Origin of the sequence: Streptococcus sp. NLAE-zl-C503, from assembly GCF_900104285.1 — a bacterium.
In the GTDB taxonomy this organism is placed as follows: domain Bacteria; phylum Bacillota; class Bacilli; order Lactobacillales; family Streptococcaceae; genus Streptococcus.
Window position 1 is genome coordinate 1 of record NZ_FNJT01000004.1, and the last position, 19,861, is coordinate 19,861.

Sequence of the window (19,861 nt, forward strand, 5' to 3'; positions counted from 1 at the left end):
TTGCTGAGCTTGATGCTGATTGGCTCGCACTGATGCTTGCTGATACAGATGCTGAGTGGGATTGATGTGCGCTAAGCGATGCACTCGCTGAAGCTCTTTGACTTGAGCTTACTGATTGGCTTGCTGATGTCGACTTAGAGATGCTACCGTTACCATCAATAGTCATTGAGAAGCCTCTTATCGGGAATCTCCTTTGATTTGTTCCCTCATTTTGCAGTGCTGCAAAATATGTAAGTGATTGAGGATTCTCTGGAACAGTACCATAAACTCTCATCTTAACATCAGGGCCACTAGAAGTAAATTTATATGTTATCCAGTCACCATTTGGTTTAATCCGTCTGTAGTTATCTATCAGAGTTAGTTTAGCTGGATGTACAAATTGGTTTGTAGAGTTTCTGTGATGGATAGTTACAGTGAAATTGAACTTTTGACCAGGTTGGAGAACAACATTCCCAGGTCCATCTATGACCTGAAGTCTCGGAGCCCAATCAAATCCTTCATCACCTGGTTGTGGCAACCTACGGAAACCTGAATAACCAGCACTACGGAAACCTGAATAACCAGCCTCTTTTGGTGCATTTGTCACTTGCTTGTCTGCTGTTTGATCTTTCTCAGCTTGCTTGGTTGTATCTTTACCTTGGGCTTGGTTCTTATCCGCTACAATACCAGCTGCGATATTGTTGCTTGTCGTTACTGCTTGGCTTGCGCTAAGAGCTGCACTAGCCAAACTTTGGTTAGCACTACCTGATACAAGACTTGCCGCAGGGTTGACCTTAAGGTTGAGCGATGCAGAAGCTGAGGTAGACACAGAAGCCTGAGCTGATGGTTCGCTAACAGCTGATGTACTCTCAACTACAGAGGCAGGTGCTTGAGCGCTTGCTGACTCTGATGGTGCAGAGCTTACTGATGCAGATGCTTTTGCACTTGCTGAAGCTGATACAGGAGCTGAGGTTGATTGACTCGCTGACTCAGATGCTGGAGCAGTTGACTGACCTGCTGATGTTGAAGCACTTGCAGATGCTGACTGACTCGCTAAGACTGACTGACTTGCTGAGGCAGATTGACTGACTGAAGCTGACTGACTCGCACTCGCTTGAGCCTCAACAGATTGACTGACTGATACAGAAGCTGTTGCAGATGCTTGTTCTGTTTGAGCTTTCTTTACTTCTGCCTGCGCTTGAGCGATGATTGAGTTAGTACTTGTCTCAGTTGTTTCAGCTGCTTTTGGTTCAGCTGCGATGACTGTTTTATCCTTTTCTGCATAGTCAGACGTTTCATCTGCGTATACAGTTTGCTCTTGAGTCATCACAAATCCTGCAGCTCCCGCGGCCAGGATTCCCCCTATACCCGCTAGCGTGTTAAAGCTTAGGTGTGCGTGATCAAGTTCTTCAGTGTCTGACAGGGTACTAGAGACAACTTCGCCCATCCCACCAATACGGAAGAGATCCAATTGAGAGTTTGAGGCTTTTACCCAGTTTTTCCCCGACTTGTAAAGCTTATAACGCTTTTTCTCATCTACGATCTCGAAATCTTTGTTAAATTTTTTACTTCGAAACATTTGTTTCCTTTCTTTTATCCAATTGCGACCCTTTGTTAACCTCATGACCATTAACAAAGCGTAGTTGCGCTGCCCTCTCAAAACCAAAATAATAAAACCGCAGTCAGTTTCAGTTTTTATCCCTTTGACTCAGAAAAAGCAGATCCCATCTGGGATATACCAGTCGTTCTTATCTAGTATACACCACTTATCATTTTATCAAAACGGATTGCCCTTTTCAAGTAATTATATGCGAAATGACAAATGAAAACACTTAATTTTTATTAAAAATTCGCTTTTAGAGTTCAAACTATTGAAATTCTCTTACGATTTTCGAAATCAAGCCCATTAATACTTCCAATAAAAAATGACCAAACCATCATTAGAAGAGATCATTTCTTTTGTAAATCCCATACTTTTAATCGTTTTTCAGACGTTTTCGAAAGATACAGATGAGGACAAGATTATTAACGCTTTGTAACACCCTGTTCTCATACAAAACGAGAATCCACTATCAACCTTATCATAGTCATTAAACGAAATGCCTTTGATTGTTAGAACTTTGACAATGTCAAAACCAGAATTTTCATAGCTTTAAACATGACAAAAGAGAGAACCAATCTGATTCCCTCTATGCTTCGTTATATGTCACCCACTTCAGTTTCCACTTATTTCCATTCTAATCGGCACTCGACCAAAATTCTGCTCTGCGATGCTTGGCTGTCCTAGTTGGTAGATCTGATCTGCCTTTTGGGTCATAACATCCCAAGGTTCTTTGCCAATTCGGCTGACTAGATGGACCTGCTCTTTCAGAGACTTGAGATGTTGTCTGCCTTTTTCCGTAAAGCCAAGGACATGGATGCCTTCTGGCAAGGAACTTTCTCTAGCTTGCACCAAGATATAAGTCAATAGGCGACGTACACGCGCCTTGGTGTAGCGTTTGGTCGCAACCGCCTCGACCAATTCTTCCAAAGACTGGGCTGTTTTGATAGCATCCTTGATGCGCACAGCCATTTCTTGATTGACCTGATAGATGGTGGTTAGGTCTGGATTTGACAAGATTTGATAGCGTAGCAAAGGAAAATAGTCATCCCAACTCACCTTACTGGCTTGCTCAAAGAGAGCAACAGAAGGCATAAAGCGTTCTAAGAAATCTTTGTCACTTTGGTGCTGACGTAGGGCTGTCGCCGAGGCAAAGTCCACATCCTTGTCCACAGAATGATATCCTGCTCCCTGACGCTGAATCGAATGGAGTTTGATTTTACGTCCCGCAACCGCCTTGGCATAGGCCAGAGCAAGGACATGATTGGGGGTATTGCCTGAAAAATCAAGACCTGCAAATTCCTTCCACATGGCTTGGGTTTTCTGAGGATAAGAGAGGGCATCAGGCAGATTTTCCACAAATTCCTCCATCTCAGTGCCTTGCTCCGTGTATAGGTCAGCAATTTTCTGGTAATCCAGAACTTCCTCTGTCCCAAAATCTAGGGTATCAATACCCAACCGAGCCAAGATATCCACAGCCCCTTGACCAAAGAAGTCTGCTGCCTGAACACTGACTAAAAAGGGTAATTCCACTACCAGATCCGCTCCATTTTCCAGCGCCATCTGAGCCCGTGTCCACTTGTCCACGATAGCAGGCTCTCCACGCTGTATGAAATTCCCAGACATGGCAACGATTTTCAGTCCCTTCGCCTGCTCAAGCAAGTATTTGTGCCCATTATGAAAAGGATTAAACTCCGCGATAATACCTGTGATTGTCATGATGTTCTCCTACTTCTGCGCGACAAAAAACCAACGGGTAGTGGTTTCTGTCGGTTTCTTGTCCTCAAAGTCCGCATAGAGTTTAAAAGACTTGAAACCAGCTTGTTCCAATAAAATATCGTAGGTCAAAACTTCATAGGTCCGCTCCTCATGCACTTCATCGTGGCGACTAAAGGAACCGTCAGCCTCCTTGATAAAGAAAGTCAACTCATGCACGATAGAGTGAGGGGCTTCTTCCTCATAGGTATCCCAAAGCATGGCGAAGTCTTCCGCATTTTCATGGTAGGAATAGCCTGGAAAAACCTCATCAGTCTGGTAGGTCGAATGCACATCAAAGATGAATACTCCGTCTTCATTGAGGGCATTATAGACTTCCTTAAAGACGTCTCCCACCTCCACCTCATCCTGCATGTAGCAGATAGAGTCAGAGTAACAAGTCACAAAATCATATTTACCAGCCTTGGACAAATTCAGCATATTACCTTCAATAAAATCAATCTTTTGCTTGGCTGATGTCGCTCTCTTCTCAGCAATCTTCAGCATATCCGCGCTCAAGTCAAGTCCTGTCACATCAAAACCAGCCTGAGAAAAGCGAACAGACTGGATACCTGTTCCGCAAGCCAGTTCCAAAAGTTTCTTTCTCTCCTTAGTCTTAGGCAAATGGCGAAGCGAAAAATCCGTCCATTTATCGTATAAACTATCATCCATCACAGCATCGTAAACAGCCGCAAAGGTTTCATAAGTCGCCATATTCATGATACCAAGTCCGCCCGTAATCAGAATGAAAATTAGGAGCTTGGACTTAGGATCCTGATCCAAGACTAAGCTATCTATTTTCCGACGATTACAGGACGGGTTCAAATCCTTTCTAAGATACAAAGAGCGTTAAAAGCAAGGAAAAAATAGGAAACTTTCTGCTGTATCGTCAGATACAAAGGAAGTTACTCTTTTTCTCGTAGCTTTTAGCTCGTGTTCAGTTTCGATATGAACAAAACACGACGCCCTCACCTTTCCATCAATTTTCTAAAATAAGCAAATAAACCCAGTTGACTGCAACTGAGTTCGATTGAAGACAAAGTCTTTTTAAGACTTTCCTTAGGTGATTTCGGACGTCTGCGACCTTCTTCGAAGTTCCAAGACTTAGTTTTGAGCCCTTCGTTTTTCATCTCTAAACTCAGAGTAAAACAGTTCCCCGAACTGTTTTACTCTCAAAACTCCCGAGTTCTTGAAACATTAATATTTCAAGAACTTTTATCACAACGGAAAGTCTCGGCAATCTCTCACTTCCTACTCAAAATAAGAACAATCTCAATACATTGTCGAATTTCAAAGCAATTCCCATCCGAAGTTCCAGTCATCTTCTACGCCAGAGTTTCAGATAAGTCTACAGAATCCGCCTCATGCCATAGTTTTTCTAGGTTATAGTGGGCACGCATTTCTTCTGAAAAGATATGCACAACGACACCGCCGAGGTCCAACAAAACCCAGCCTCCAGCTGCATCGCCTTCGACATGACTGCCTTTAAAGCCTGCTTCAGCTACTTTTTCACGGATATTGTCAGCGATAGCGTCCAACTGACGGCTATTCATCGAGCTAGTGATGACAAAGTAGTCTGTCACGCTGGTCAAATCTTGTACATCAAGTGCGAGGATATCCTCCGCACGTTTCTCATCAGCCGCTTTCACGACTAGTTCTAGTAATTCTTTTTCCTTCATTTAGTCCTCTTTCAAATAGTGCACATAGGCGTTATAGGTTTCAATGGTTTGGGGATAGATGGGAAATCCCTGATGAGCTAGATGCTCCACGGTACGAGCTGTTTCGTAGGCCACCGCCTTATTGAGCGATAGACTTGCAATCTCACGCGCCTGGTCCACTCCTGGAAAGGCACGATTGTGTTCAATATAATCTGCGACGTAGATGACCTTATCTAGCTCGCTCATCTGACCAGCTCCGACTGTATGGATTTCAATAGCTCGCAGGATCTCAGAATCTTTCAAATTCAAATCTTCCTGAATCTTGTAGATGCCAACCATGCCATGCCAGACATTATTGCCCCAGTTTTTGAGGTCAGGGTCTAGCTGATAACGGTCAATCAAGTTTAGAAATTCCTGATCTGACAACTTTTTAGCATAGTCGTGGAGAAGTCCTGCTAGGCCTGCTTTCTCACTATCCACACCAAAGCGCTGAGCCAGTTCTATGGCTGCACGCTCCACACCCAGACAATGAGTTAAGCGTTTTTCAGGTAGAAGCTCTGCCATTTTTTCCAACAAAGCCTCACGGGAGCAATTGATATAGTCTTGATAGGCCATCAGTAGAGTCCCTCCTTCTCGATGTAGTCTAGCACTGGCTGAGGTAGGAGAAAGTTGGGTTTCCGGCCTTGGGCAAGGAAGTCACGCACCATGCTGGATGAGATATCCATGAGCGGTACATCCACCCAGATGACTGGATAAGAAGTCCCTGCCTTGTAGCGTGGGCGCTGAACTCCCACAAACTGAACCATGTCGACCAACTCATCAATTCGGTACCACTTAGGCAGATAGTCCACCATGTCGGCACCGATAATGAAGTAATAATCCGTATCTGGATGTTGCTCTGTCAAAATCTTCATGGTGTCGTAGGTGTAAGAAATTCCCTTGCGCTCCAGCTCAATAGTTTCAATGGCTAGGCCTTCGATCCCCTCAATCGCCAACTCAAGCATCTTGAGCCGATGGTACTCGGGGATGGTTTCCTTTTTATCTACATGAGGAGGTTGGTATTCGGGCATGAGCAGGACCTGGTCCAGTCCTAACTGTTGTCGTACTTGGTCCGCCACAACAAGATGGGCATTGTGAACGGGATTAAAATTCCCTCCTAGAATCCCGACTTGTTTGCGTTTTTTCTCCTTGATTTCTGGCTCCAACTCTACCTTGGTAAAGGGAGTCAATAATTCGATTGCCATAGGCTCGTCTTCCTTTAATTCTCTGTAAAAACAGTTGTTTGGAGTAGGGTTTTAGATTTCTTTGACTTTTTTAGAAATCTTGCGATTTTCTTTCTTGCTGGATTGTTTAAATAAGATCAAGATGCGTCCGATTTTTTGGACAGTATCTACACCGATTTCTTCCTCCAAGATTTCAGCTACTTCGTGGATGTTTTCATCTGTGTTTTGCAAGAGCGTAACTTTAATCAATTCACGGGCGTCAAGAGCTTGACGGACGCTGGTTTTGATTTGGTCGTTGAGTCCATTTTTCCCGATTTGGATGATAGGTTTGAGGGTGTGTGCCTGACTGTTGAGAAAGGCACGTTGTTTCGATGTTAATGACATAATTTCTTAAAAAGAGTTTCTTTTTATACTTTTCTGAAGTGGTGACGGACGTCAGCAAAGTCCTTCGGACTTTCATGACTAAAATTTGAGCCTAAGGTCTCAAATTTTCCGCAGTTGGTACAAGTTATTGTACCAACTGACACCACAGCGAAAAGTATTCGTTATGGGCTCGCAGGGCTCGCCCGAATCCAGACAACTCTTTCCTTTCTGTGTTTAAATGATTGCTTTTCGTGTGACGACGGCGACGCCTTCTGGTGCCCAGACGGCGACTTTGGCGCTGCTTGTTACGCGGATCCAGCCTAGGCCTGAGATGACTAGGTCAGTCTTGTCCTTGATGGTAAAGACATGCTGAACAAGTTTTGGAAAATCTTCTTTTTCCTTGCTATTTGGTGGAGTTAGAAGGGTTCCCAGATGCTTGTCATAAAAGGCACTAGCGCCTTCAAGCTTGGTACGGTGGAGTTTGAGTTCATTGTCAAAGAAAGCAGTAAATCCTTGCTTTTCTCCTGCGATAAAGTCAAACCGTCCGAGACCACCTAGAAACAGGGTTTGTTCAGGATTGAGTTGATAGGTTTTTGGCTTGATTTCCTTTTTAGGGCTGACATACTTGAGGTTTTTGGCCGTCAAGTAGTGGGCCATCTGGTGGCGGTGAATAATTCCCGGTGTATCGTAGATATAAGATCCGTCGTCAAGCGGAATCTCAATCTTGTCCAAAGTTGTCCCCGGGAAACGCGAAGTCGTGATGACATTTTGGTCACCTGTGATTTCTTGGATAATGGCATTGATAAGAGTTGATTTCCCAACGTTGGTTACCCCAACTACATAGACATCATGCCCCTTACGGTAGTGCTCAATTTTGTCAATGACTTCCCTAATGGCATGCTTGTTTTGGGCTGAAGTCAGGACGACATCCACTGGACGAAGTCCTTCTTCGTGGGCACGTTCCATGAGCCACTGGCTAATCTTGCCCGGTTTAACTGACTTGGGCAGGATATCTTTTTTATTTCCAACTAAGAGGACATCATTGCCTGATACAAAGCGTGGCAAGCCTGGGATGACAGAGCCATTAAAGTCAAAAATATCAATGACATTGACTACCAAAGCATCACTGTCTCCCACCTCGTGCAAGAGTTTGAGGAAATCATCGTCCGTCAACTGGACATCAGTGATTTCATTGTAATGACGGAGACGGAAACAGCGTTGGCAATAAACTTCACCAGTCTCCAAGCCTTTTTCAAGTGCCGACTGGGGAGTGAAGCCAAGACCAGTCTTGTCTGTCGTCTGAATGGTTGCTCCACAACCAATACAGAGAATTTCTTCCATAGTTAAATTCCTTTTTTATATGTAATCGGTCCGTACTTTTCAGCGATTTTTTGCATAACACGGCGCTCGCGAGCCCGATTAATCTGCGTTTTGATCGAGTCGTGTTGGACCAAGGGTTTGACTAAGATAGAGCGAATGCCTGCACGATGCGCGGCCCGAATATCCGTCATGAGTTGGTCGCCGACCATGACCACTTCATTTTTCTCGTAGTGGAATTCCTTCATGGCACGGTCAATTCCAAATGTGAAAGGCTTCAAGGCCCAATAAACGTAATCAATCCCAAACTTCTCAACTGCGCGTTGAACTCGTTTTTTGGTATTATTTGAGACCACGATGATGCGAATACCTGCGTCCCGAAGGTCATGTAGCCATTGCTTCATCTCTGGCGTCCCATCAGGGTTGTTCCAAGCAATGAGGGTATTGTCCAAATCAACCAAAACAGCCTTGATTCCCTGCGCTTGCAGGCTTGGGACTGTCAGATCATAGACTGCTTCCACAGCGAAATCTGGCATATAGTTTTCAATCGCCATTCTGGCTCCTTTTCTTTTTAATTTCTAGCAATTTTCTTTAAACATTGGGCTAAGACTGCCCATAAAATGAGACTAGCTATCAAAATATAAATCCAAGCATTCGGTTCATCTGTAAACGGTAAAGGGACATTCATTCCGAAGAATCCTGTAATAACCGCAAGGATAGCTAGCAAGACTGAGATAATGGTCAAAGTTGTCAAATTATCATTCAAATTATTATTTAGGATGTTGTTGTAAGAGGCTGAGAGTTGTTGCAAAACTTGAGAAATCAAGTCTGTCATCGAAACCAACTGATGGGCTTCAATCATGGCATCGTCAAACTGCTCTCTTTCTACCTCATTAAGATTGCGATAAAGAGCATGCCCTTGGATGTGTTCCAAGAGGAGACGATTTTGTTTAGCAGCAGCTGTCAGGTAAACCATACCAGTTTCCAAGTCAGAGAGGGCAAAGAGATTTTTTTTGGTTGTTTTTTGACGAAGAAGTGCACTGATTTCATCCTTACTTTTATCCATCTCTTCAATAACTGGATAATAAGCATTGCTAATAATCTCTAAACTGGCAAAAAGAAATTTGTAGATGGAAATAATTTCATGACTTTCAAGGTAGGTCGCCATGCGTTTAATCACATAAGTATTCTTGTGATTGCTGATAGTGATCAGTCGTTGTTTTTCAACGATAAAGGTCATCGGAATCGCTTCATAATATTCTTTGTCTTTTTCTAAATCAAGAACATTATAAATGAAGGTTACCGTCCCCGTTTCACGGTTATAATCCATGTGGGCTCGTTCATTTCTATCCAGAGCATACTCGATGGTTTCCTTGTCCAATCCATAGATGTCAGAAAGATCTTCCATGTTTTTAATCTTGTCCACATCAAGGTCTATCCAGGTACAATCATGACCTAGTTTTTTCTCTACAAATAGCATACTCTCTCCTTTACCAAACTCTTTCTATTGTACCACAAATCTGCCAAAATAGCAGACCTACTCTGTACGAGAGAAGTTGCTGACAACAGTGATATTTCGGTTGGGAACAAAATGAAGGGCTTGGTCGTCACTGCGAAGTTGGGTCGTACGGATTCCTACACTGACAACCTTTCCAGATACGGTAATAGGACCATTTGTGAGGACCACTTCGTCGCCCACATCGAGCTGGCGTTCAAAGAGGATGAAAAAGCCGTTGATGACATCGGATAAAAAGCCTTGAGCTCCCATCCCAATGGCAACCCCAGCAATTCCTGCCCCAGCAAGGAGGCTGGAAACTGGCAATCCTAAAATGGACAAGATACAGTAAATTAAAAAGAAATAAAGGGTGTAGTTAAAGATATTCTCAAGCAAACGAGAGATGGTCTTTTGTCTGCCTGTATCTCGATTTGAAAATTTAAGCGAGGGTTTGACAATCTTTCGTACAGTCGCATGAAGCATCTTTTTAGCTATATAAAATAACAGAAACAAAATCAAAAGAGAGATCACCTTGGTCAAGAGATTCTCTAATACAGTTGTTACATCCAATTTGTCAAGATAACGTTGAAAAAATTCTTGCATACAAAACTCCTTTTTAGTATTATACCACAAATCATCCCGTTCAAATCCCTCATAAATATTCCGATATTCCCCCAAACTCAAAAAAAGACTTGCCTCAACGGCATATTTATACTATAATCATAAACAATACATTTTGAAGGAGACTATTATGAAAAAAATCATTCGAGCCTGGAACAAGGCCAGCCTCATCAAACGTATCCTAATCGGCATGCTTCTTGGAGCCTCTCTAGGGCTACTTTTTCCTAGTCTGTCGGGGCTCGGCATTCTCGGCGACCTATTCGTTGGGGGTCTGAAAGCCATCGCTCCTGTCTTGGTCTTTACCCTCGTCGCAAATGCCCTCTCACAACATCAAAAAGGGCAAGATACCAATATGAAGACCGTTATTTTTCTCTATCTACTCGGTACCTTTGCAGCTGCCTTGATTGCTGTACTGGCTAGTTTTCTCTTCCCCGTCCAGATTACCCTCAGCAGTGCGAGCACAGAGATTGCCCCACCAGACGGCATCGGTCAAGTTCTCAGCAACCTCCTGCTGAATCTCGTGGACAATCCCCTCAATGCCATCGTCCAAGCTAATTATATCGGAATCCTATCCTGGGCTGTTGTCTTTGGACTTGCTATGAGAGAAGCTAGCAAAAACAGCAAGGAATTGCTCAAAACTATGGCTGGTGTAACTTCCAAGATTGTGGAGTGGATTATCAATTTGGCACCTTTCGGAATTATGGGCTTGGTCTTCAAGACCATCTCTGATAAAGGAATTACCAGCCTTGCTAACTACGGAATTTTGCTAGGACTCTTGATTGCAACTATGGCTTTTGTGGCCCTTGTCATCAATCCCCTCATTGCATTTTTCTTTATGAGAAAAAATCCCTACCCTCTTGTTTTTAAATGTTTGCGTGTCAGTGGAATTACAGCTTTCTTTACTCGTAGTTCTGCCGCTAATATCCCTGTCAACATGAAACTCTGCCAAGATCTAGGACTCAATCCAGATACCTACTCTGTTTCTATCCCCCTTGGCTCCACTATTAACATGGCTGGCGCAGCCGTAACCATTAACATTCTGACTCTAGCTGCAGTCAATACGCTAGGAATCTCTGTCGACTTTGGTACAGCTTTTGTGCTCAGTGTAGTGGCTGCTATTTCTGCCTGCGGAGCTTCTGGAATCGCTGGTGGATCACTCCTCCTCATTCCCGTCGCTTGTAGTCTCTTTGGGATTTCAAATGACGTTGCTATGCAGGTAGTCGGAGTTGGTTTTGTCATCGGTGTCGTCCAAGATTCCTGCGAAACTGCCCTAAACTCTTCTACCGACGTCCTCTTTACAGCAGTAGCTGAGTACGCGTCGGCACGTAAAAAATAGATTTTTTAAGACAAGTCTTCTAAGCCTTGTCTTTTATACTCTTATTCTAGTATTATAGGAAATTCTCATGTCTATCACCCAACGTACGACAAAACTGATCTTAGCGACCTGCCTCGCTTGTTTTCTAGCTTATTTTTTAGATTTATCATCAGCGGTTTCAGCTGGAATTATCTCCCTCTTAAGTCTATCCGACACGCGCAGAAGCACACTTAAATTGGCACGTAACCGCCTCTTTTCCATGCTCCTAGCACTGGCTATCGGTGTTCTAGCCTTTCAACTAACAGGATTTCACATCTGGAGCCTCGGGCTCTATCTGGCTCTCTACGTGCCCCTAGCCTATAAAATGGGTTGGGAAATTGGCATCACCCCTAGCAGTGTCTTGGTCAGTCATCTTTTGGTACAGGAGTCTACCTCTCCAGATCTCTTGCTCAATGAAGTGTTCCTCTTTCTCATCGGGACAAGCTTTGCTCTATTGGTCAATCTTTATATGCCCTCTCGTGATAAAGCTATCCAAAGCTACCACCTTCAGGTCGAAGAAAAGTTAAAAGATATCCTGCTTCGCTTTAAATACTATCTGTCGAGGGGAGACGGGCGCAATCGAGCCCAACTTGTTGACCAATTAGATGAGCTCCTTGATGAGGCCCTCAAGCTGGTCTATTTGGATCACTCAGACCACCTCTTTCACCAGACGGACTACCATATCCACTACTTTGAGATGAGGCAACGGCAAAGTCGTATCCTGCGAAATATGGCCCAGCAGATCAATACTTGTCACCTAGCCGCAAGTGAAAGTTTGATCTTGGCCCAGCTCTTTTCTAAGATTGCTACCCAGCTAAGCCAGACCAATCCTGCTCACGATCTACTTGATGACATCGAACGCTATCTGCAAGTCTTCCGCAATCGGAGTCTCCCTAAAACACGCGAGGAGTTTGAGACCCGTGCTACCCTCCTGCAGCTACTACGCGAAGCCGAAACCTTCATTCAGGTCAAGGTCGATTTTTATCAGAAATATGGAAACTAGAAAAACCTCAGAAGAATTCATGTAACATGATTTCTCTGAGGTTTTTAATTTACCTTTGACTTCAATTACCTTTACTATATGAAAAAATCAACGAATCGATATTATTCGCGGACTTTTCCTAGTGAGGCAGTTAGGTAAGTCTAATAGGACTTACCGTAGTCTACTTAGATTGCTATGCAATCAAGTAGGCTTACTGAATCACATCTTTTCCTCCAGCTCTACATCTGGATACTTATCCGCAAACCAGCGGAGGGCAAAGTCGTTTTCGAAGAGGAAGACAGGTTGGTCGAAGCGGTCTTTAGCCAAGATGTTTCGGCTAGAAGACATGCGCTCGTCTAGCTCCTCAGGCTTGATCCAACGAACCGTCTTTTTACCCATTGGGCTCATGACCACTTCCGCATTGTATTCATTTTCCATACGGTGCTTGAAGACTTCAAACTGAAGTTGACCTACAGCGCCCAGCATGTACTCGCCTGTTTGGTAGTTAGTATAAAGCTGAATGGCTCCCTCTTGTACCAACTGCTCAATTCCCTTGTGGAAGGATTTTTGCTTCATGACGTTCTTAGCAGAAACTTTCATGAAAATCTCAGGTGTAAAGGTTGGCAGTGGTTCAAATTCAAACTTATTTTTTCCAACCGTCAAAGTGTCTCCAACCTGATAAGTACCTGTATCGTAAACACCGATGATATCTCCTGCTACGGCGTTGGTCACATTCTCACGACTTTCCGCCATAAACTGAGTGACATTCGAAAGCTTGGCACCCTTGCCAGTACGAGGCAGATTAACACTCATCCCACGCTCAAATTCACCGGATACGATACGCACAAAGGCAATCCGGTCACGGTGACGAGGGTCCATGTTGGCTTGGATTTTAAAGACGAATCCTGAGAAATCCTTGTCATATGGATCGACAATTTCACCGTCTGTCTTCTTGTGTCCATGTGGTTCAGGGGCAAACTTAAGGAAGGTCTCAAGGAAGGTCTGCACCCCAAAGTTTGTCAAGGCTGAACCAAAGAAGACCGGAGTCAGTTCTCCTGCAAGAATAGCTTCTTCTGAAAATTCATTTCCCGCTTCTTGCAAAAGTTCGATGTCGTCCTTAACCTGAGCGTAGAAAGGATTGCTTCCAAAGAGCTTGTCCCCTTCTTCCAGACTGGCAAAGCGCTCATCCCCTTTATAAAGTTCTAAACGTTGGTTATAGAGGTCATAAAGCCCTTCAAAGGCTTTCCCCATCCCGATTGGCCAGTTCATTGGATAACTCGCAATGCCTAGGACTTCTTCTAGTTCTTGCAAGAGATCCAGCGGCTCACGACCGTCACGGTCCAGCTTGTTCATAAAGGTAAAGACTGGGATGCCACGGTGCTTCACAACTTCAAACAATTTCTTGGTTTGGGCCTCGATACCCTTGGCAGAGTCCACGACCATGACCGCAGCATCCACCGCCATCAAGGTACGATAAGTATCTTCTGAGAAGTCCTCGTGCCCTGGTGTGTCTAGGATGTTCACGCGCTTACCATCATAGTCAAACTGCATAACAGATGACGTGACCGAAATCCCACGTTGTTTCTCAATATCCATCCAGTCAGACTTTGCAAAAGTCCCTGTTTTCTTCCCTTTTACGGTACCAGCCTCACGAATCTCGCCCCCAAAGTAGAGCAACTGCTCAGTGATGGTTGTCTTCCCCGCGTCCGGGTGGGAGATGATGGCAAAGGTACGGCGTTTCTTGATTTCTTCTTGAATAGTCATAAGTTCTCTTTCTTTGATTCTCTATTTTTAGTTGTTTCAGTAGCTAAGAATGATGTTTACATTGGATTTTACCATTCCTTTCAACTCTCCATTATATCGGATTTTGGGGAGTTTTTCAATTGCTCATCTGATGAAAAGGCAAGCTAGAGTATAGATTTTACCTGATTTCTATTTTCCCACCGTTTCTTGAACAAGATATCAAAGAGAACAAGAGCCAGTGAAAGGATGACCGACACAAGGAGGTACTTTAGCCATAGAGGAGCATTCGAGATAAACGGTGTATCTCTTAAGAGACCATAATTTCCACCCGTCACCTGATTAACCCAAACTAGAAAGAGGTTGAGGATAAAAGTATAGGCTACAATCATATATTTCTTGAGCAGACTCTTGTCATAGTGATTCATCAAGTAAACCAAGGAATTCACCAAAAGGGCATAGTGCCCAATCAAAAATGAAAAACTAGTAATATGGGGAAAATCATAGGGGTCAAAAACGGGATAAACCAAAGCAAAGACCGCTCCACTTGCTCCTAAGAGGGCAAAATATTGCTTGCTCCGCCATTTATCAGGCAAGAAAACCACCGCAAACATAGCCAAACGGCAATGGTAAAATGGAAGGCTATTAGAAAATGGAATTCCAAAACCAACATACCAACTATATAGGGCAAGTAACTGGAGGATCTGAATCCCCTTAAACAAGCGGACAAATTTCGGATTTTTGTGATAAGCAAGTGCTCCATAAATACAAAGCACTAAAAGAAGCATCATAGCCCCATACCAAAAGAGTGGAATAGGAGGAGGAACCGTTTGAGATCTGGTGATAAATTGATGGAACATATTTCTATCCTAACTCTTATTTTCTCTATTCTCTAGTTTAACCATTATAGCGAATTAAAAGCGATTTTTCAATTTCTATTTCTTTTCAGTTTGGCTCCCTTATTTATAGGAAAATATGGTAAAATAGAACAGACTAAAAATCATCATTTCACGAAAGGATGCAAGATGAAAATTACGCAAGAAGAGGTAACACACGTTGCCAATCTTTCAAAATTAAGATTCTCTGAAGAAGAAACTGCCGCCTTTGCGACCACCTTATCTAAAATTGTTGATATGGTTGAGTTGCTGGGCGAAGTTGACACAACTGGTATTGCACCTACTACAACTATGGCTGACCGCAAGACCGTACTCCGCCCTGATGTGGCCGAAGAAGGAACAGACCGTGATCGCTTGTTTAAAAACGTACCTGAAAAAGACAACTACTATATCAAGGTACCAGCTATCCTAGATGATGGAGGAGATGCCTAATGACTTTTAATAACAAAACCATTGAAGACTTGCACAACCTCCTTGTCTCTAAGGAAATTTCTGCAACTGAATTGACACAAGCAACGCTTGAAGATATCAAATCTCGCGAGACGGCTATCAATGCTTTTATTACCATCGCTGAAGAGCAAGCCCTCGCTCAAGCTAAGGCTATTGATGAAGCTGGAATTGACGTGGACAATGTCCTTTCAGGAATTCCACTGGCTGTTAAGGATAATATCTCTACCGACGGTATCCTGACAACTGCAGCCTCAAAAATGCTCTACAACTACGAGCCAATCTTTGATGCGACAGCCGTTGCCAATGCCAAAGCTAAGGGTATGATTGTTGTTGGAAAGACCAACATGGACGAATTTGCCATGGGTGGTTCAGGTGAGACTTCTCACTACGGTGCCACTAAAAATGCTTGGGACCACAGCAAGGTTCCTGGTGGTTCATCAAGTGGTTCTGCTGCAGCTGTAGCCTCAGGACAAGTCCGCTTGTCACTTGGTTCTGATACTGGTGGTTCTATCCGCCAACCTGCTGCCTTCAACGGGATTGTTGGTCTCAAACCAACCTACGGAACAGTTTCACGTTTCGGGCTCATTGCCTTTGGTAGCTCTCTAGACCAAATCGGACCCTTTGCACCAACTGTTAAGGAGAATGCCCTCTTGCTCAACGCTATTGCCAGCGAAGATGCCAAAGACTCTACCTCTGCTCCTGTCCGCATCGCTGACTTTACTTCCAAAATCGGTCAAGACATCAAGGGCATGAAAATCGCTTTGCCTAAAGAATACCTTGGTGAAGGAATTGACCCAGAAGTTAAAGAAACCATCATCAAGGCAGCCAAACACTTTGAAAAACTCGGCGCTATCGTCGAAGAAGTTAGCCTTCCTCACTCTAAATACGGGGTTGCCGTTTACTACATCATTGCTTCATCAGAAGCTTCATCAAACTTGCAACGCTTTGACGGTATCCGTTACGGCTACCGCGCAGAGGATGCGACTAACCTTGATGAAATCTATGTAAACAGCCGCAGTCAAGGTTTCGGTGAAGAGGTGAAACGCCGTATCATGCTGGGTACTTTCAGCCTTTCATCAGGTTACTACGATGCCTACTACAAGAAGGCAGGACAAGTCCGTACCCTCATCATTCAAGATTTCGAAAAAGTCTTTGCGGATTACGACTTGATTTTGGGACCAACTGCTCCTAGTGTTGCCTATGACTTGGACTCACTCAACCATGACCCCGTTGCCATGTACTTGGCTGATCTCTTGACCATCCCAGTCAACTTGGCAGGTCTTCCAGGGATTTCGATTCCTGCTGGATTCTCTCAAGGTCTACCTGTCGGTCTGCAATTGATTGGTCCTAAGTACTCAGAAGAGACCATTTACCAAGCTGCTGCTGCTTTTGAGGTGACAACAGACTACCACAAACAACAACCCGTGATTTTTGGAGGTGATAACTAATGAACTTTGAAACAGTCATTGGACTTGAAGTCCACGTAGAGCTCAACACCAATTCAAAAATCTTCTCACCTACTTCTGCCCACTTTGGAAACGACCAAAATGCCAACACTAACGTGATTGACTGGTCTTTCCCAGGTGTACTGCCAGTTCTCAATAAAGGTGTTGTTGATGCCGGAATCAAGGCTGCTCTTGCCCTCAACATGGACATCCACAAGCACATGCACTTTGACCGCAAGAACTACTTCTATCCTGATAATCCAAAAGCCTACCAAATTTCTCAGTTTGATGAGCCAATCGGATACAACGGCTGGATTGAAGTGGAGCTAGAAGACGGTACAACTAAGAAAATCGGTATCGAACGCGCTCACCTAGAAGAAGATGCTGGTAAGAACACCCATGGTACAGATGGTTACTCTTATGTTGACCTCAACCGCCAAGGAGTTCCCTTGATTGAGATTGTATCTGAGGCTGACATGCGTTCTCCTGAAGAAGCCTATGCTTACCTTACTGCCCTCAAGGAAGTTATCCAATACGCAGGCATTTCTGACGTTAAGATGGAAGAAGGTTCTATGCGTGTGGATGCCAATATCTCCCTTCGTCCTTATGGTCAAGAAAAATTCGGTACCAAGACTGAGTTGAAAAACCTCAACTCCTTCTCAAATGTCCGTAAAGGGCTTGAATACGAAGTCCAACGTCAAGCTGAAATCCTTCGCTCAGGTGGTCAAATCCGCCAAGAAACTCGCCGTTACGATGAAGCTAACAAGGCAACCATCCTCATGCGTGTCAAGGAAGGTGCTGCAGACTACCGCTACTTCCCAGAGCCAGACCTACCACTCTTTGAAATCTCTGATGAGTGGATCGAAGAAATGCGTACTGAGTTGCCAGAGTTTCCAAAAGAGCGCCGTGCACGCTACGTATCTGAACTTGGCTTGTCAGACTACGATGCTAGTCAGCTGACTGCTAACAAAGTCACTTCTGACTTCTTTGAGAAAGCTGTTGCCCTCGGTGGTGATGCCAAACAAGTCTCTAACTGGCTCCAAGGTGAAGTCGCTCAATTCTTGAACGCAGAAGGCAAGACACTGGAACAAATCGAATTGACACCAGAAAACTTGGTTGAAATGATTGCCATCATCGAGGACGGCACTATCTCTTCTAAAATTGCCAAAAAAGTCTTTGTCCACCTGGCTAAAAATGGCGGTGGCGCGCGTGACTACGTGGAAAAAGCAGGAATGGTTCAAATCTCAGATCCAGATGTTCTGATTCCAATCATCCACCAAGTCTTTGCGGATAATGAAGCAGCCGTTGCCGACTTCAAATCAGGCAAACGCAACGCAGACAAGGCCTTCACAGGCTTCCTCATGAAAGCAACCAAAGGCCAAGCCAACCCACAAGTTGCCCTTAAACTGCTTGCACAGGAATTGGCGAAGTTGAAAGAAAACTAGACAGAACAAAACCGGCCCTAAGGTTGGTTTTTTCTTCTCTACCAACTCCCAATAACTATTTTGGCTTTATTTCCAGAGTATTTTATGGTAAAATGAAGAGTAATAATATTTATTAAAGAGGTAAAAACATGATTGAAGCAAGTAAATTAAAAGCTGGTATGACCTTTGAAACAGCTGACGGAAAATTGATCCGCGTTTTGGAAGCTAGCCACCACAAACCAGGTAAAGGAAACACGATCATGCGTATGAAATTGCGTGATGTCCGTACTGGTTCTACATTTGACACAAGCTACCGTCCAGAGGAAAAATTTGAACAAGCCATCATCGAGACTGTCCCAGCTCAATACTTGTACAAAATGGATGACACAGCATACTTCATGAATACAGAAACTTACGACCAATACGAAATCCCTGTAGTCAACGTTGAAAACGAATTGCTTTACATCCTTGAAAACTCTGATGTGAAGATCCAATTCTACGGAACTGAAGTGATCGGTGTTACCGTTCCTACTACTGTCGAATTGACAGTTGCAGAAACTCAACCATCTATCAAAGGTGCTACTGTTACAGGTTCTGGTAAACCAGCAACGATGGAAACTGGACTTGTCGTAAACGTTCCAGACTTCATCGAAGCAGGACAAAAACTCGTTATCAACACTGCAGAAGGAACTTACGTTTCTCGTGCCTAATCTCTAGAAAGAGGTCATTCTATGGGAATTGAAGAACAACTTGGCGAAATCGTTATCGCCCCACGTGTACTTGAAAAAATCATTGCTGTTGCTACTGCAAAGGTAGAGGGCGTACACTCTTTTTCAAACAAATCAGTATCTGATACCCTTTCAAAACTTTCACTCGGCCGCGGTGTTTATCTTAAAAACGTGGACGAAGAACTCACAGCAGATATCTACCTCTACCTTGAGTACGGAGTAAAAGTTCCTAAGGTAGCTGTTGCTATCCAAAAAGCTGTCAAAGATGCAGTCCGCAATATGGCTGATGTAGAACTCGCTGCTATCAATATCCACGTTGCAGGTATCGTTCCAGATAAAACACCAAAACCTGACTTGAAAGACTTGTTTGATGAGGACTTCCTCAATGACTAGTCCACTATTAGAATCTAGACGTGAGCTCCGTAAGTGTGCCTTTCAAGCTCTTATGAGTCTTGAGTTTGATACAGACGTCGAAACTGCTTGTCGTTTCGCCTACACACACGATCGTGAAGATACGGATGTGCAACTCCCAGCCTTTTTGACAGAGCTCGTTTCTGGTGTTCAAACTAAAAAGGAAGAACTAGACAAGCAAATCACACAGCATTTAAAAGCAGGTTGGACCATTGAACGTTTAACGCTCGTGGAGAGAAACCTCCTTCGCTTGGGAGTCTTTGAAATCACTTCATTTGACACCCCTCAGCTGGTTGCTGTTAACGAAGCTATCGAGCTTGCAAAGGACTTCTCAGATCAAAAGTCTGCCCGTTTTATCAATGGACTGCTCAGCCAGTTTGTGATAGAAGAACAGTAAATAGAAAAAGTGTTTGACAAACA

At 43.9% G+C, this 19,861-nt stretch carries 21 protein-coding genes and 1 pseudogene; 9 read left to right on the forward strand and 13 right to left on the reverse strand.

What is annotated here, in order from left to right; all coding sequences use genetic code 11:
- Window positions 1-1,558 (reverse strand): KxYKxGKxW signal peptide domain-containing protein (locus BLS46_RS07365; RefSeq protein ID WP_180364072.1); only part of this gene is annotated, 1,558 nt, incomplete at its 3' end.
- 361 nt (window positions 1,559-1,919) lie between these two features.
- On the opposite strand from BLS46_RS07365, the pseudogene BLS46_RS10100 reads away from it, so the two are divergent.
- Window positions 1,920-2,170: pseudogene (locus BLS46_RS10100) on the forward strand (ISL3 family transposase); the annotation flags it as partial.
- Window positions 2,171-2,194: 24 nt separating this feature from the next.
- Here BLS46_RS10100 and BLS46_RS07370 read toward each other — a convergent pair.
- From BLS46_RS07370 to BLS46_RS07415, 10 genes are all read right to left on the reverse strand, one after another.
- Window positions 2,195-3,298 (reverse strand): nucleotidyltransferase, encoded by a 1,104-nt coding sequence (locus BLS46_RS07370; protein WP_093586661.1) that lies wholly within the window; start codon window positions 3,296-3,298, stop codon window positions 2,195-2,197.
- Between the two features lie 9 nt (window positions 3,299-3,307).
- The gene (locus tag BLS46_RS07375; protein WP_306806750.1) at window positions 3,308-4,048 is read right to left on the reverse strand and encodes a class I SAM-dependent DNA methyltransferase; all 741 of its coding nucleotides are present in this window, start codon (window positions 4,046-4,048) and stop codon (window positions 3,308-3,310) included.
- Window positions 4,049-4,659: 611 nt separating this feature from the next.
- The gene (gene rsfS / locus BLS46_RS07380) at window positions 4,660-5,013 is read right to left on the reverse strand and encodes a ribosome silencing factor (RefSeq protein ID WP_093586663.1); all 354 of its coding nucleotides are present in this window, start codon (window positions 5,011-5,013) and stop codon (window positions 4,660-4,662) included.
- Entirely contained in the window at window positions 5,014-5,607 is a 594-nt protein-coding gene (yqeK, locus tag BLS46_RS07385) for a bis(5'-nucleosyl)-tetraphosphatase (symmetrical) YqeK (protein ID WP_093586665.1), read from the reverse strand.
- Window positions 5,607-6,236: a nicotinate-nucleotide adenylyltransferase gene (locus BLS46_RS07390; RefSeq protein ID WP_049477881.1), complete on the reverse strand. Its 630-nt coding sequence runs from the start codon at window positions 6,234-6,236 to the stop codon at window positions 5,607-5,609. The genes yqeK and BLS46_RS07390 overlap by 1 nt, the downstream gene beginning before the upstream one ends.
- A gap of 51 nt (window positions 6,237-6,287) precedes the next feature.
- A complete protein-coding gene (gene yhbY / locus BLS46_RS07395) occupies window positions 6,288-6,599 on the reverse strand; it encodes a ribosome assembly RNA-binding protein YhbY (protein WP_000060169.1) in 312 nt (103 codons plus the stop codon).
- Between the two features lie 213 nt (window positions 6,600-6,812).
- Window positions 6,813-7,919 carry a ribosome biogenesis GTPase YqeH gene (yqeH, locus tag BLS46_RS07400; RefSeq protein ID WP_093586667.1) on the reverse strand — a complete coding sequence of 369 codons (1,107 nt, stop codon included), beginning with the start codon at window positions 7,917-7,919 and terminating at the stop codon, window positions 6,813-6,815.
- Window positions 7,920-7,921: 2 nt separating this feature from the next.
- Window positions 7,922-8,449 carry a YqeG family HAD IIIA-type phosphatase gene (locus BLS46_RS07405; protein WP_093586668.1) on the reverse strand — a complete coding sequence of 176 codons (528 nt, stop codon included), beginning with the start codon at window positions 8,447-8,449 and terminating at the stop codon, window positions 7,922-7,924.
- Between the two features lie 17 nt (window positions 8,450-8,466).
- Window positions 8,467-9,375, reverse strand: a complete 909-nt coding sequence (locus BLS46_RS07410; protein WP_038804075.1) for a magnesium transporter CorA family protein — start codon at window positions 9,373-9,375, stop codon at window positions 8,467-8,469.
- Window positions 9,376-9,432: 57 nt separating this feature from the next.
- A complete protein-coding gene (locus BLS46_RS07415; RefSeq protein ID WP_093586670.1) occupies window positions 9,433-9,993 on the reverse strand; it encodes a mechanosensitive ion channel family protein in 561 nt (186 codons plus the stop codon).
- A gap of 148 nt (window positions 9,994-10,141) precedes the next feature.
- On the opposite strand from BLS46_RS07415, the gene sstT reads away from it, so the two are divergent.
- Together sstT and BLS46_RS07425 are read left to right on the forward strand one after the other, a co-directional pair.
- Window positions 10,142-11,347: a serine/threonine transporter SstT gene (gene sstT, locus BLS46_RS07420; RefSeq protein ID WP_000720780.1), complete on the forward strand. Its 1,206-nt coding sequence runs from the start codon at window positions 10,142-10,144 to the stop codon at window positions 11,345-11,347.
- 67 nt (window positions 11,348-11,414) lie between these two features.
- Window positions 11,415-12,368, forward strand: coding sequence for an aromatic acid exporter family protein (locus BLS46_RS07425; protein ID WP_093586672.1), 954 nt, complete (start codon window positions 11,415-11,417; stop codon window positions 12,366-12,368).
- Window positions 12,369-12,566: 198 nt separating this feature from the next.
- Here BLS46_RS07425 and BLS46_RS07430 read toward each other — a convergent pair whose 3' ends face one another.
- Complete coding sequence (locus BLS46_RS07430; protein ID WP_093586674.1) at window positions 12,567-14,111, reverse strand: peptide chain release factor 3; 1,545 nt, start codon at window positions 14,109-14,111, stop codon at window positions 12,567-12,569.
- A gap of 143 nt (window positions 14,112-14,254) precedes the next feature.
- Window positions 14,255-14,947 (reverse strand): YwaF family protein, encoded by a 693-nt coding sequence (locus BLS46_RS07435; RefSeq protein ID WP_093586676.1) that lies wholly within the window; start codon window positions 14,945-14,947, stop codon window positions 14,255-14,257.
- 165 nt (window positions 14,948-15,112) lie between these two features.
- Between BLS46_RS07435 and gatC the strand changes: the two genes are divergently transcribed.
- From gatC to nusB, 6 genes are all read left to right on the forward strand, one after another.
- Window positions 15,113-15,415 carry an Asp-tRNA(Asn)/Glu-tRNA(Gln) amidotransferase subunit GatC gene (gene gatC, locus BLS46_RS07440; protein ID WP_045617614.1) on the forward strand — a complete coding sequence of 101 codons (303 nt, stop codon included), beginning with the start codon at window positions 15,113-15,115 and terminating at the stop codon, window positions 15,413-15,415.
- Window positions 15,415-16,881: an Asp-tRNA(Asn)/Glu-tRNA(Gln) amidotransferase subunit GatA gene (gatA, locus tag BLS46_RS07445; RefSeq protein WP_093586678.1), complete on the forward strand. Its 1,467-nt coding sequence runs from the start codon at window positions 15,415-15,417 to the stop codon at window positions 16,879-16,881. Before gatC ends, gatA begins: the two co-directional genes overlap by 1 nt.
- On the forward strand, window positions 16,881-18,323 hold the full coding sequence (gene gatB / locus BLS46_RS07450) for an Asp-tRNA(Asn)/Glu-tRNA(Gln) amidotransferase subunit GatB (protein WP_093586680.1): 1,443 nt from the start codon (window positions 16,881-16,883) through the stop codon (window positions 18,321-18,323). The genes gatA and gatB overlap by 1 nt, the downstream gene beginning before the upstream one ends.
- A 128-nt stretch (window positions 18,324-18,451) precedes the next feature.
- Window positions 18,452-19,012 (forward strand): elongation factor P, encoded by a 561-nt coding sequence (efp, locus tag BLS46_RS07455; RefSeq protein ID WP_000568640.1) that lies wholly within the window; start codon window positions 18,452-18,454, stop codon window positions 19,010-19,012.
- Between the two features lie 21 nt (window positions 19,013-19,033).
- Window positions 19,034-19,423 (forward strand): Asp23/Gls24 family envelope stress response protein, encoded by a 390-nt coding sequence (locus tag BLS46_RS07460; protein WP_000510598.1) that lies wholly within the window; start codon window positions 19,034-19,036, stop codon window positions 19,421-19,423.
- Window positions 19,416-19,838 (forward strand): transcription antitermination factor NusB, encoded by a 423-nt coding sequence (gene nusB, locus BLS46_RS07465; RefSeq protein ID WP_093586682.1) that lies wholly within the window; start codon window positions 19,416-19,418, stop codon window positions 19,836-19,838. Before BLS46_RS07460 ends, nusB begins: the two co-directional genes overlap by 8 nt.
- Window positions 19,839-19,861 lie beyond the last annotated feature (23 nt).

Excerpts from the sequence above, each read along its gene's own strand:
- sstT (WP_000720780.1), top strand. The coding sequence starts at position 10,142 with ATGAAAAAAATCATTCGAGCCTGGAACAAGGCCAGCCTCATCAAACGT.
- BLS46_RS07460 (WP_000510598.1), top strand. The coding sequence starts at position 19,034 with ATGGGAATTGAAGAACAACTTGGCGAAATCGTTATCGCCCCACGTGTA.
- yqeK (WP_093586665.1), bottom strand. The coding sequence starts at position 5,607 with ATGGCCTATCAAGACTATATCAATTGCTCCCGTGAGGCTTTGTTGGAA.
- BLS46_RS07415 (WP_093586670.1), bottom strand. The coding sequence starts at position 9,993 with ATGCAAGAATTTTTTCAACGTTATCTTGACAAATTGGATGTAACAACT.
- gatB (WP_093586680.1), top strand. The coding sequence starts at position 16,881 with ATGAACTTTGAAACAGTCATTGGACTTGAAGTCCACGTAGAGCTCAAC.
- BLS46_RS07435 (WP_093586676.1), bottom strand. The coding sequence starts at position 14,947 with ATGTTCCATCAATTTATCACCAGATCTCAAACGGTTCCTCCTCCTATT.
- efp (WP_000568640.1), top strand. The coding sequence starts at position 18,452 with ATGATTGAAGCAAGTAAATTAAAAGCTGGTATGACCTTTGAAACAGCT.
- BLS46_RS07430 (WP_093586674.1), bottom strand. The coding sequence starts at position 14,111 with ATGACTATTCAAGAAGAAATCAAGAAACGCCGTACCTTTGCCATCATC.
- BLS46_RS07390 (WP_049477881.1), bottom strand. The coding sequence starts at position 6,236 with ATGGCAATCGAATTATTGACTCCCTTTACCAAGGTAGAGTTGGAGCCA.
- BLS46_RS07375 (WP_306806750.1), bottom strand. The coding sequence starts at position 4,048 with ATGGCGACTTATGAAACCTTTGCGGCTGTTTACGATGCTGTGATGGAT.
- rsfS (WP_093586663.1), bottom strand. The coding sequence starts at position 5,013 with ATGAAGGAAAAAGAATTACTAGAACTAGTCGTGAAAGCGGCTGATGAG.
- BLS46_RS07370 (WP_093586661.1), bottom strand. The coding sequence starts at position 3,298 with ATGACAATCACAGGTATTATCGCGGAGTTTAATCCTTTTCATAATGGG.
- yhbY (WP_000060169.1), bottom strand. The coding sequence starts at position 6,599 with ATGTCATTAACATCGAAACAACGTGCCTTTCTCAACAGTCAGGCACAC.
- nusB (WP_093586682.1), top strand. The coding sequence starts at position 19,416 with ATGACTAGTCCACTATTAGAATCTAGACGTGAGCTCCGTAAGTGTGCC.
- yqeH (WP_093586667.1), bottom strand. The coding sequence starts at position 7,919 with ATGGAAGAAATTCTCTGTATTGGTTGTGGAGCAACCATTCAGACGACA.
- BLS46_RS07425 (WP_093586672.1), top strand. The coding sequence starts at position 11,415 with ATGTCTATCACCCAACGTACGACAAAACTGATCTTAGCGACCTGCCTC.
- gatA (WP_093586678.1), top strand. The coding sequence starts at position 15,415 with ATGACTTTTAATAACAAAACCATTGAAGACTTGCACAACCTCCTTGTC.
- gatC (WP_045617614.1), top strand. The coding sequence starts at position 15,113 with ATGAAAATTACGCAAGAAGAGGTAACACACGTTGCCAATCTTTCAAAA.
- BLS46_RS07405 (WP_093586668.1), bottom strand. The coding sequence starts at position 8,449 with ATGGCGATTGAAAACTATATGCCAGATTTCGCTGTGGAAGCAGTCTAT.
- BLS46_RS07410 (WP_038804075.1), bottom strand. The coding sequence starts at position 9,375 with ATGCTATTTGTAGAGAAAAAACTAGGTCATGATTGTACCTGGATAGAC.